Origin of the sequence: Neolewinella xylanilytica (assembly GCF_002934605.1) — a bacterium.
Lineage (GTDB): Bacteria > Bacteroidota > Bacteroidia > Chitinophagales > Saprospiraceae > Neolewinella > Neolewinella xylanilytica.
Genome location: NZ_PTJC01000006.1, coordinates 1,402,187 through 1,414,085 on the forward strand (window position 1 = coordinate 1,402,187; position 11,899 = coordinate 1,414,085).

Annotated in this window: 7 protein-coding genes; all 7 read left to right on the forward strand. The window is 57.3% G+C overall.

Annotation, left to right across the window (positions count from 1 at the left end; all coding sequences use genetic code 11):
• The first annotated feature begins 9 nt into the window (after positions 1-9).
• Complete coding sequence (locus tag CLV84_RS15130; protein ID WP_211295263.1) at positions 10-1,518, forward strand: arabinan endo-1,5-alpha-L-arabinosidase; 1,509 nt, start codon at positions 10-12, stop codon at positions 1,516-1,518.
• Between the two features lie 2 nt (positions 1,519-1,520).
• Positions 1,521-2,540: an arabinan endo-1,5-alpha-L-arabinosidase gene (locus CLV84_RS15135; RefSeq protein WP_211295264.1), complete on the forward strand. Its 1,020-nt coding sequence runs from the start codon at positions 1,521-1,523 to the stop codon at positions 2,538-2,540.
• Between the two features lie 43 nt (positions 2,541-2,583).
• Positions 2,584-4,170, forward strand: coding sequence for an alpha-N-arabinofuranosidase (locus tag CLV84_RS15140; RefSeq protein ID WP_104420614.1), 1,587 nt, complete (start codon positions 2,584-2,586; stop codon positions 4,168-4,170).
• Positions 4,171-4,474: 304 nt separating this feature from the next.
• Positions 4,475-6,004, forward strand: a complete 1,530-nt coding sequence (locus CLV84_RS15145) for a c-type cytochrome (RefSeq protein ID WP_211295265.1) — start codon at positions 4,475-4,477, stop codon at positions 6,002-6,004.
• Positions 6,005-6,078: 74 nt separating this feature from the next.
• Positions 6,079-9,624 (forward strand): TAT-variant-translocated molybdopterin oxidoreductase, encoded by a 3,546-nt coding sequence (locus CLV84_RS15150; RefSeq protein ID WP_104420615.1) that lies wholly within the window; start codon positions 6,079-6,081, stop codon positions 9,622-9,624.
• A 96-nt stretch (positions 9,625-9,720) separates the two neighbouring features.
• Entirely contained in the window at positions 9,721-11,247 is a 1,527-nt protein-coding gene (gene nrfD / locus CLV84_RS15155; RefSeq protein WP_104420616.1) for an NrfD/PsrC family molybdoenzyme membrane anchor subunit, read from the forward strand.
• 21 nt (positions 11,248-11,268) lie between these two features.
• A complete protein-coding gene (locus CLV84_RS15160) occupies positions 11,269-11,871 on the forward strand; it encodes a DUF3341 domain-containing protein (RefSeq protein ID WP_245911524.1) in 603 nt (200 codons plus the stop codon).
• Positions 11,872-11,899: the final 28 nt, after the last annotated feature.

Below are 11,899 nucleotides of genomic sequence, written 5' to 3' on the forward strand. Positions count from 1 at the left end.
GAATCCGTCATGCCCATCCCCCCGATGTATCGTCTTCCTTTCCTTCTGATTTTTGGCTTGGTGCTGGTCCTCGGTGAGGCCTGCTCTCCGGACGAGGTGATGACCGGGGATGACGATGGACCGGATATACCGGTGGATACGACGGATGCCGACAGCGGGGAGATCGATTTTTCCCTCCTCGGGGATACCTACTACAACATCTCCGCGGTCGAAAATGCCCCGCGCTGGGGGGTGCATAACGTACACGATCCGTCGGTATTCAAGGACGGAGATTATTACTATTCCTACAATACCGACGTGGCTTTCGGTACCGAGGTACGTCCCGGCCTGCAGATCCGGCGATCGAAGAACCTGGTAACCTGGCAATTCCTAGGATGGGTTTTCGAAGGGTTGCCGCAGCAGGGGGCCAACTTCATCCGACAGCACGGCGGCCTACCCAACCAATCCTTATGGGCGCCTTACGCCATGAAGGTCGGGGATAGCTATCGCCTGTACTACTCTCTGGCCTCCAACGTAGGTCGCCTGAGTGCCATGGGCTTGGCTACGGCTGACGATCCCCGCGGTCCGTGGACGGAGCGGGGGTTGGTAGTTACCTCGACCGCCGACAATTACCGGCAAACCAACGCCATCGATCCCAGTGTCGTGGTAGCGGAAGATGGAAGCCACTGGTTTTATTACGGTTCGGCCTGGGACGGCATTTACGTACTCGAACTGGATCCGGCTACCGGCCTTCCGAAGACGAGCGGTGATAAGGGGGTTCGCGTTGCACAGCGGGGATTTACCGGGGGTACGGTGAATGGCAACATTGAAGGGCCCGAGGTGATGTACCATTCGGAGCTGGATGCCTACTACCTTTTCATCGCTTACGATTGGCTGGAAACGAAGTACAACGTGCGGGTAGGGCGGTCAGGTAGTCCGACCGGCCCCTTTTTGGACTACTTCGGCAACGACGTAAATACCGAGTCGGACAATGCCCCAATGATTCTGGCACCCTACCGCTTCGCCGGCCATTCCGGATACCAGGGCGTCAGCCACCCGGCGGTCTTCCATGACGGCACGGATTGGTACATGGCGCACCAGGCGCGTCCCGGGGAGAACAAATTCTTTATGAACCTGCACGTACGGCGGATCTACTGGACGGAAGCCGGCTGGCCCATCGTGTCACCGGAACGCTACGCCGGGGTTGTTCAGGATAGCATCGGGGTAGGGGAGCTGCCGGGCGATTGGGAAATTATCGACTTCGACTATTCGGTCGTACCCGGATACGCCGAGCAACAAACGGATCCGGATTTCCAGGAATCCAACCGCGTCACTTTTTCCGAGGACGGTACTTTCGGAGCCGACTCCGGTAATACCTGGAGCTACACGGCTCCCTGGTTAGTGCTAACTTATGCTGACGGCCGTATCCACAGGTTGCGGGTTGCCCGGGGCAGAGACTGGGAGAATGAAGTTCCCAACACCTTAATCCTTACCGGTCTAAATGCGAAAGGCTACGCGGTCTGGGGTAAAAAACGTTGATCATGATTAACAAAGGTTTATTGCTGGCCGGATGGCTCATTTGCTGGATGGGCATGGCTCCCGCGCTCGGCGCCCAAACGGAAGACTACCGGCCGCTGGATAGCATCATCGCCCACGATCCGGTGATGATGGAGGAGGACGGAACGTACTACCTTTTTATTACCGGCCGCGGTGTTGGGGTTAAGTCATCCCGCGATCTCAAGAACTGGAAAAACGAGGCGCCGGTATTTTCGGATTCCCTTGCGTGGACGCGAGGAGTCGTGCCCGACTTTCGTCATCACTTCTGGGCGCCGGACATTGCTTTTCACGACGGTACCTACTACCTCTACTATTCGGTCTCCTCGTTCGCTAAGAATACCTCCGCGATCGGAGTGGCGACCACCCCGGTGCTCGATCCCGCCGATCCGCGGCACGCGTGGACCGACCATGGCATTGTGGTACAATCCGTTCCCAACCGGGACCTATGGAACGCCATCGATCCGAACCTGATTTTTGACGAGGCGGGGGTTGCCTGGCTGGCTTTCGGTTCCTTTTGGGAGGGGCTGAAAATGGTCAGGCTGAGCGATGATCTGCTCTCCGTGGCCGAGCCCCAGGAGTGGCATACGCTGGCCCGTGTCGAGCGAAGCTTCGACCTGGCCGATGCCAACCCGGGCGACGGCGCCATCGAGGCACCGTTCCTCTTCAAACGGGGCGACTATTATTACCTGTTTGCTTCTTACGATTACTGCTGCCGCGGAGAAAATAGCACCTACAAAGTACGGGTTGGCCGCTCCGAAACCCTGGCCGGTCCCTATTTGGATCGGGACGGCAAGTCCATGTTCGAGGGCGGCGGCAGCCTCGTGGTCGAAGGAAACGCCAACTGGGCCGGGGCGGGTCACAACAGCATCTATACGGTAGACGGGACCGATTACCTGTTCTATCACGCCTACGACCTGAATGACGGCGGAAAACCGAAGCTGCGCATCAGCGAAGTAAGCTGGCGGGACGGATGGCCGGTGGCCGATCCCGAAGCACTTAATTAACCTACCAACAGACAATCATTTTCAAGTGAATCAAAGAACAGTAATGACTCGTTGCCTTACGCTAGTGGCTCTCCTAATTGCGGCCGGGGGCCTGACCGCCCAAAATGCCCGCATCAAGATCGACGTGGACCGAACCGTTGGAAACGTACACGAACACCTCTACGGCAACTTCGTGGAGCACCTGGGGCGCTGCGTGTACGGCGGCATCTACGATCCGGGCAATCCGCTGTCGGATGAGAACGGCTTTCGCACGGACGTAATGGAGGCGGTGGTGGACCTCAATCCCACCATCGTGCGCTATCCGGGTGGCAATTTCGTGTCCAATTACCACTGGAAGGACGGGGTAGGGCCGGTAGACGACCGCCCGGACCGGATGGAATTGGCCTGGAACCGATTGGAGTCCAATCACTTCGGCACGAACGAGTTCATGGACTACGTAAAGGAGATCGGTACCGAGCCTTACTTCTCGGTCAACATGGGTACGGGAACCATCGAGGAAGCCCAGCAGTGGGTGGAGTACACCAACGTGAAGGAGGGGCCGTACTACGCCGAGCTGCGCAAACAACACGGCTACCCGGAACCCCACAACATCAAATACTGGAGCCTCGGTAACGAAATGGACGGTTTTTGGCAGATGGGGCACCTCAACGCCGAGGATTACGCGAAAAAGGCCCGGGAAGCGGCCAAGCTCATGCAGCTGACCGATCCCTCCATCAAACTTATCGCCGCCGGCGCGTCCAACTTCCGGCCGGACGCCAACCCGATGGAGTGGAACCGGGTGGTGCTGGAGGAACTAAAGGACGTAGTGGACTACCTGGCCCTGCACATGTACGTCGGCAACCCGAACGATAACTACTACAACTTCATGGCTACCCCGCTGGTACTGGAGCAGCGGACGCATCTGGTGAAGGGCCTCATCGACGAGATGATGAGCCGGGCCGATCGCGGCGAGCGGGACCCCATTTACATCGCCTGGGACGAGTACAACATCTGGTACCGTTGGCGGTCGGAGGAAACCATGACCGGTACGCGCGCCCTTGAGGAGAAGTATAACCTGGAAGACGCCCTGGTAATCAGTGGCTTTCTGAACGCGTTGGTCCGCAACGCCGACGTGGTGAAGATGGCCAACATGGCCCAGCTGGTGAACGTGATCGCGCCGATCTTCGCCGAGGAGGACGGGATCTTCCGGCAGACGATTTACTACCCCCTACAGCTTTTCGCCCAAAATATGCACGGCGGAGAGAGCCTGGACGTGTACGTCGATTCGGACACCTACGATACGGAGCGTTTCTTCCTTGGACTGGGAGAGTCACAAGCGCAGCTCCAGGACGTTCCCTACCTGGACGTATCGGCGATGTACAAAGAAAACGGAGAGGTGTATATCGCGGTAGTCAACCGCCACCTGGAGGATGCCCTGGCTACCGATCTGATCTGCCAGACGGGCAACTTCACCGGGGAGTTTGAAGTCTACGAGGTAAATGGACCGGACATCAAGGCCGGCAACGATTTCTCCGGCGAACAGGTGCGTACGGTGAAAAAGGAGAATCTGGCAGTTGGTGACGGTGAGCGCGTAACTTATTCCTTTCCCGCCCATTCCTTCACCCTGCTAAAGGGGAAGGTGAGCAAATAATCCACCTACGATCCTGGTTCATGTTAGCGCCGGCAGTCCCTATGGAGGCCGGCGCTGGCTTTTTATAAGGGTAACCGAGGCGTTAAAGCTGCCCGCTTTCCCGGTGGGACGGCGTTATGGCCGATAACTGGCTTTTGCGCGAACGCAGGAGCAAGGAATTTCCCGTCTTAACTAGATGAAATCTAAATAATGGACCGTGTTCCGTACAAGTTTGTTAAAGAAATGTCACCAAAGTATCTTTGCCCGACCAGCGGAAAGCCCGCTTAGAGGTTTTTCCTGCAACCCCCTAAATGTCAATTAGATAATGACATATCTTCTAAAAACCCACCGGTTCCTACCACTTCTCTTCGGCTTACTTCTGTTAGTCGGACCGGTTTCTGCTCAGAATGAAACAGCGGATGACCCCACCGCCGAATCCGTCATCGAGGGAGACCCGGTCGACTCGGCAGCCGATTCGGCTACTGAACCGGCTCCCGCCGGAGACGTAGCCGCGGGCGAGGGTGACCCCGCCCTGGGCGCGGCCCTGTGGAAAGAGAACGTCTGTGGCTCTTGCCACGCCGCTAACATGGCGTCGGACATGACCGGACCCGCTCTGGGTGGTGTCGAAGCCCGTTGGGCGGGCGAACCACGCGAGCACCTTTACCGGTGGATTCAAAACTCTCAGCGCCTCATCGGCTCGGGGGAGAGCCAGCGGGCCCTGGCGCTGTGGAGCGAGTGGGCACCGACGGTGATGTCGAATTACACAAATCTTAACGGCTCCGACATCGAGCACCTGCTCGCCTACATCGATGGTATTTATACGGGGAGCTACAATCCGGCCGGTCAGACGATCGGCCCCGCGGTAGCCGAGGAGGCCGATGAGACCGACAATACCTGGTTGTTCATCGTTCTCGGTGGCGTACTGCTGGTTCTTTCGCTTATTCTGGCCCGGGTAACCAGCAATCTGCAGTATATGGTGGAGGCCGGGGAGGGGGCTGCCCCCGCCCGGCGGACGTTGGCCCAGATCCTCACCAGCAAAGGGATGATCGCCTTCGTCCTGTTCTTAGTCGTCGTCATTGGCGGCTACACCACCGTCAACCACGCGATCGACCTCGGCCGGCAACAGGATTACCAGCCGGAGCAGCCCATCAAATTCAGCCACGAGCTCCACGCGGGGATCCAAAAAATCGAGTGTCAGTATTGTCACGACGGTGCCCGCCGGTCGAAGCACTCCGTCATTCCCGCGGTCAATACCTGTATGAATTGCCACCGGGCCATCAACTACGGTAGCCAGTACGGTACCGCCGAGATATCCAAAATCTTCGCTGCCGTAGGCTGGGACCCGCTCGAAGGAGCCTACATCGAGAACTACGATCAGATGAGCAACGAGCAGGCGCTGGGCATCTACCGGAAGTGGATCGAAAACCGCAACTACAACGAGGGCGTCGACGTGGACGACCTGGAGGAATTGATCGACGAGCAGGTGGAAGGTATCTACGGAGCCCTGACCAACGAGTATACCGGCGACAACCGGGTTCCCGGTCCGATCGAATGGACACGGATTCACAACCTGCCCGACCACGCCTACTTCAACCACGCGCAGCACGTGACCGTAGGCAAGTTAAAGTGCCAGAACTGCCACGGCCCCGTCGAAGAAATGGAGGTGGTGTACCAGTACAGCCCGCTGAGTATGGGATGGTGTATCAATTGCCACCGGGAAACCGAGGTGCAGTTCCAGGACAACGAATACTACAACTCCTACGAGCGCTACCACGAGGAAATCCAGGAGGGAACCCGTAACGCGGTTACCGTAGAAGACGTTGGCGGACTTAACTGCCAGCGTTGCCATTACTAAGAAACCTAATCATTTTTCGCCTAGCGCGAAATCCCGGAGTGCGGGAATATTTCCCCACCCCAAAGTATAGTTGAATGAAGAAGCCAATCAACAACGTCTGGATAGGTACCGACCAAATGGAAAACAGCCCCGAGTACCGGGAAGCTACTTCCGGTGAGGTCGCACAGGATCAGTTCGAAAATCCGCGCCTGGAAGCTACTCGGCGGGACTTTCTAAAATATTTAGGCTTTGGCATGACTGCGGCCACCATCGCCTCGTGTGATATCCCGGTACGTAAGGCCATTCCATACGTGTCTAAGCCGGACACGATCGTTCCGGGTGTCGCGACCTACTTCGCGTCTACATTCGTTCAGGGGGGGGATTACGTCCCCGTCCTCGTCAAAACCCGCGAAGGTCGACCGATCAAGATCGAAGGCAACAGCATGAGCCCCATTACGGAGGGGGGAACCAGTGCCCGCGCGCAGGCCAGCGTACTTAGTATGTACGATACGAGCCGATTCGACGGTCCATTCCGCGTACGGAACGGTCAAATCCAGCGGGCGCGCAATTACGCTGATAACGCAGGCTGGGAGATTTTGGACGGCGAAATCCGGGATCGCCTTCAGGACGCCCGGCAGATCCGTCTCGTTTCCCACACTATACTAAGCCCTTCGCTGAAGTCCGCGATCCGCGATTTCAAGGCGAGTATGCCGGGTAACACCGTTCTCGTACAGTACGATCCGGTTTCGTCAGCCGCCCAACTGGACGCCTACGAAAGTGCGTTCGGCGTACGGGCGATTCCTCACTACCGGTTCGACAACGCTAACGTCATCGTCGGCTTCAACTGCGACTTTCTCGGTACGTGGATCTCGCCGGTAGAATACGGTCGGCAGTACGCCATGGGGCGCAAGCCAACTACCGGACGGATGTCTCGCCACATTCAGGTGGAGAGCCACATGAGCCTGACGGGCTCGAATGCCGACAACCGCATTCTGGTCAAGCCAAGCCAACAGGGCCAGGCAATTCTGGCACTGTATAACGCTATCGTTGGCGGTCGGGGAACGGCTAACCTCGACGCGACCACTACCGCCAAGATTCAGGCAGTAGCAACGGAGCTCCGCGCCGCCCGTGGCGAGGCGCTGGTAGTTTCCGGCAGCAATAACCTTTACGAGCAGCAGCTGGTGATCGCGATCAACCGCGCGCTCAACAGCTACGGCAGCACCATCGAAACCGATCGGTGGAGCTACCAACGGCAGGGTAGTGACCAGGATATGGCCCGCTTCGTTACCGAGCTGGAATCCGGCGATATAGACGCGGTGATCGTGCTCGACGGAGCGAATCCCGCTTTCGATAACCCCTGGGCAACTCGAATCCGTACGGCCCTACAGCGCAACGACCCGGAATGGGGCGATGATGATGCCTCCACGCCGCTGGATGCGGACGAAGTGGGAGACCGCAGCGAAGATGCCGACGTGGTGGACGAGAACGACCCCGGCATCGACCCCAACCTCGTCGAAGACCCGATCCGGGCAAGGTTCCGTAACATACTTACCATTAGTATGACCGGAGTTCCTACGGAGACCAGCCAACTCTGCGAATACATCACTCCCAACCATCACTACCTGGAAAGCTGGGGTGATGCCGAGGCGGTTCAGGGCGTCTATTCCCTCATCCAGCCCGCGATCGTACCGATCTTTGCCAGTGTCAACCGTTTCGGTACGCGGCAGGAAGGCGAAAGCCTGCTCATCTGGGCGCAAAGCGACCGCTACGACCCGACCGCGGAGCAGCCCTATATGAATTACGTGATGCGTAATTGGGAGGAGACCGCCTTCAGCGCTCAAAACCGCTTTTCCTCTTTCCGTTCCTTCTGGGACAGCGCGCTGCACGATGGTATTTTCAACGGACCAACATCCGGCTCTCTGACGGATTTCAACCTCGGCTATAATGCCAGTGCTCCCGTTCAGCCGCAGGAAGGCGAGGCAACGAATGAAGTAAAACCGGCCGACGCCGTCGTACGCTCCGTTCAGGATTTCGACGAATCGGATGCCGTAGCCCGGGTTACCGTAGCCGTAGAAGTAGAAAACGAGATCACCTTCTTTGAAACCGTCAACCTAGGCAACGGCGTGTACGCGGATAACCCCTGGTTGCAGGAATGTCCGGATCCCGTGACCCGAACTGTATGGGGCAACTACCTCACCATCCCGGTAACGTGGACGGGCGGAAACAGCTACACCGCTTACAAAGGACTTAACACCGAAGAGTACAAAGGTCGGGCGGATATCGTAGAACTGGCCATCGGCGATTTAGCAAAAGAGATTACGGTCGTTCGTCAGTTCGGCCAAATGCCAGGCACCTTCGGCCTCGCGCTTGGCTATGGACGGGAACTCGCCGGCGCCCCCGGCCGGGCCATTGGTCAGAACGTCGGAATCGACGTTTACCCCTGGCTTCCACTGGACGATAACGGTTACGTGCAGTACTACTCCACCGAGGCACTGATTTCCGACAAAGTCGACACCGAGGAGGAATTTGCCAGCGTGCAGTACCATCACACGATGGGACTGACCACGACGAACGAGGGAGGCAAAGTCTACTATAACAACCGCACCGGAGAAACGGAAACCATCGCCGGAGAACTGGATGCCGACCAACGGCAGTACCTCGAGCCCTACAACGTGGACGAAGCGACCGTCATGGAAATCGGTAAGGGCATGCAGGGCGGACTGACCGACCGTTCGATCATCTTCCAGGGTAAGTTCTCGGAACTCGGTGAGCTGGAAGAGCACATCGCCGAACGACGTGCCGAAGCTCAGCACCTCAACGAGCAAACCCTTTACCCTTACGAGGAATACGTAAAAGACATCTACAGCCAGGGTCACTGGTGGGCGATGCACGTGGATCTCAACGCCTGTATCGGTTGTGCTGCCTGTGAAGTTGCCTGTGTAGCCGAGAACAACGTTCCGGTAGTTGGTAAGTACGAGGTTTCCCGCCACCACGAAATGAAATGGCTGCGCATCGACCGGTATTTCTACGGTGACGTAGAGAACCCCCGGGCGGTTTACCAACCCATGATGTGTCAGCACTGCGATAACGCACCCTGCGAAAACGTCTGCCCGGTTAACGCTACCCAACACAGCGACGAGGGTGCCAACCAAATGATCTACAACCGCTGTATCGGTACGCGTTACTGCGCGAACAACTGTCCGTACAAAGTGCGGCGTTTCAACTGGCTGGATTACACCACGGCCGACCTGTTCAGCAGCAACGAGCCCGAACTGGCCAATGAGGATCTGCCATTCGGCGCGGACAACCTTACCCGCATGGTGCTGAATCCTGACGTTACCGTTCGCAGCCGTGGGGTGATCGAGAAGTGTAGCTTCTGCGCCCAGCGACTTCAGGCAGGCAAACTCACCGCGAAAATTGAAAAGCGGGCCCTCCGCGATTCGGACGTTCGCACGGCTTGCCAGACGGCCTGTCCCACCGGGGCGATCACCTTCGGTGACCGGAATAATCAGAACGGTGACATTCCACGGAAACTGCGCAACCCGCTGAACTACCTGGCGCTCGAAGAAGTCAACACCCAGTCGTCGGTATTCTACGCCGCCCGGGTACACAATCCGATCGAAAGCCTCTCCGAAGCCTAACACCAAGAACCCGCAACAACAACTGAACCGATTTGCTTTAACCTCCGAAGGGACCGCCCGTCACCGTTTATCGCAATTCGAAAATCGTAAATCTTTATGAGTGGACATATAGCTCCGGTACGTCAGCCGCTGGTCACGGGTCACAAGACTTACCACCAGATTACGGAAGACATCTGCCGTCCGACGGAAACCGCGCCTTCGCTGTCCTGGATCGTTACGTTCATCATCTCGGTGATCTGTTTAGGGCTGTTCGCCTTCAGCGTTGCCTGGACCATCTGGGTCGGCATCGGCTCCTGGAACCTGAACCGGACGGTCAACTGGGGCTGGGACATCACCAACTTCGTGTGGTGGGTGGGTATCGGTCATGCGGGTACCTTGATTTCGGCCATCTTGCTCCTTTTCCGTCAGAAGTGGCGCACGGGAGTGAACCGAGCCGCGGAAGCGATGACCATTTTTGCGGTTATGTGCGCCGGTCAGTTCCCGCTTATTCACATGGGACGGCTTTGGTTGGCCATCTTCATCTTTCCGTATCCGAATACGCGCGGCCCGCTGTGGGTGAACTTCAATAGTCCGTTGCTCTGGGACGTGTTCGCTATCTCAACCTACTTCACGGTGTCCCTGCTATTCTGGTACGCCGGTCTGGTGCCTGACCTCGCCACCGTACGCGACCGGGCGGTCGGTTTACGCAAGAAGATTTACAGCATCGTCAGCTTCGGCTGGAACGGTTCCGCTAAACACTGGCAACGGTGGGAGAGCTTGTCGCTGATCCTGGCCGGACTGGCTACGCCGCTGGTACTTTCGGTACACACGATCGTATCGTTTGACTTCGCTACTTCGGTCATTCCGGGCTGGCACACGACGATTTTCCCTCCTTACTTCGTGGCGGGAGCTATTTTCTCCGGCTTCGCGATGGTGCTTACACTGATGCTCATTGCCCGTAAAGTGCTGCACCTGGAAGACTACATCACCATTGAGCACGTGGAATCGATGAACAAGGTAATCCTGCTGACCGGATCCATCGTCGGGGTGGCTTACCTCACGGAGCTCTTCATCGCCTGGTATTCCGGTTACATTTACGAGCAGTTTGCTTTCCTGAACCGCGTACTTGGTCCTTACTACTGGAGCTACATCGGTATGATGCTTTGTAACGTGGTATCTCCACAGATCTTCTGGAGTCGCCGGTTGCGCACGAGCCTGTTCTGGACCTTCTTCATGTCAATCTTTATCAACATCGGCATGTGGTTCGAGCGCTTCGTGATCATTGCTACCACGCTGGCGAGGGATTACCTCCCTTCCAGCTGGAGCTACTACGTACCGACCTGGGTCGAAATTTGCATCTTCATCGGAACGCTGGGCCTGTTCTTCACGCTGTTCCTGATTTTCACCCGGGTAGCTCCGGTAGTAGCGATCGCGGAGATCAAGAGTATCCTCAAAACCGCGGGTGATCAGTACATCGGTCCGAACGCGCTGGCCCATGCCCACGCAGGAACCCGGCATACCGCACATGCTACGGGTGCGCACCACTCCACCACCCACGGGAAAACCACGCAACCCGAAGTCAATGACATTCCGGCCGGTGGTACGGTAGATATCGACGGCGAGAACGACAAACCTCTAGACTAACACGCTTAACGCGACCATATCATGGCAACAATAAGAATTGAAAGGGAAGGCGGAGAAGTCACCGGCGGTAGTCCGGAGGAGTCATACGTGCGCGCCGGTCAACGGGAAATATTATTCGGGCTGTACGACGATGAGGTAAAGCTGCTGGACGCGGTTCGGGCAGCCAATGACGCTCACCTGGACATCGACGATGTATACACTCCCTTTCCGGTGCACGGATTAGACCCGCTGCTCGGTCTGGAGGAAAGCAGGCTGCACATTGCCGGCTTCATTTTCGGCACCATCGGCTGTCTCGTAGGTTTCGGTTTCATGACCTGGGTGTTCACCCGCGACTGGCCGATCATCTTCGGTGGTAAGCCGTACTGGTCCGTGCCGGCCTTTATTCCCATCACCTTCGAATTGACCGTGCTCTTCTCGGCCGTCGGTATGGTGACCGTTTTCTACATCATCAACGGACTCGGTCCGGGCGCCGAGCCGCGTCGACTGCACGATCGCATCACCGATGATAAATTCTGCATTGCCTTCGATGTTACGGAGCTAGGGACATCCGAAGTGGACCGTTTACGGGACTACTTCGACCGGACCGGCGTCGAAACCGTACACCAAAAAACGGTAGCTGCCTAAGTTGGCACTGCCCCCAATTCTACCGCAT

Excerpts from the sequence above, each read along its gene's own strand:
- CLV84_RS15130 (WP_211295263.1), top strand. The coding sequence starts at position 10 with ATGCCCATCCCCCCGATGTATCGTCTTCCTTTCCTTCTGATTTTTGGC.
- CLV84_RS15135 (WP_211295264.1), top strand. The coding sequence starts at position 1,521 with ATGATTAACAAAGGTTTATTGCTGGCCGGATGGCTCATTTGCTGGATG.
- CLV84_RS15140 (WP_104420614.1), top strand. The coding sequence starts at position 2,584 with ATGACTCGTTGCCTTACGCTAGTGGCTCTCCTAATTGCGGCCGGGGGC.
- CLV84_RS15145 (WP_211295265.1), top strand. The coding sequence starts at position 4,475 with ATGACATATCTTCTAAAAACCCACCGGTTCCTACCACTTCTCTTCGGC.
- CLV84_RS15150 (WP_104420615.1), top strand. The coding sequence starts at position 6,079 with ATGAAGAAGCCAATCAACAACGTCTGGATAGGTACCGACCAAATGGAA.
- nrfD (WP_104420616.1), top strand. The coding sequence starts at position 9,721 with ATGAGTGGACATATAGCTCCGGTACGTCAGCCGCTGGTCACGGGTCAC.
- CLV84_RS15160 (WP_245911524.1), top strand. The coding sequence starts at position 11,269 with ATGGCAACAATAAGAATTGAAAGGGAAGGCGGAGAAGTCACCGGCGGT.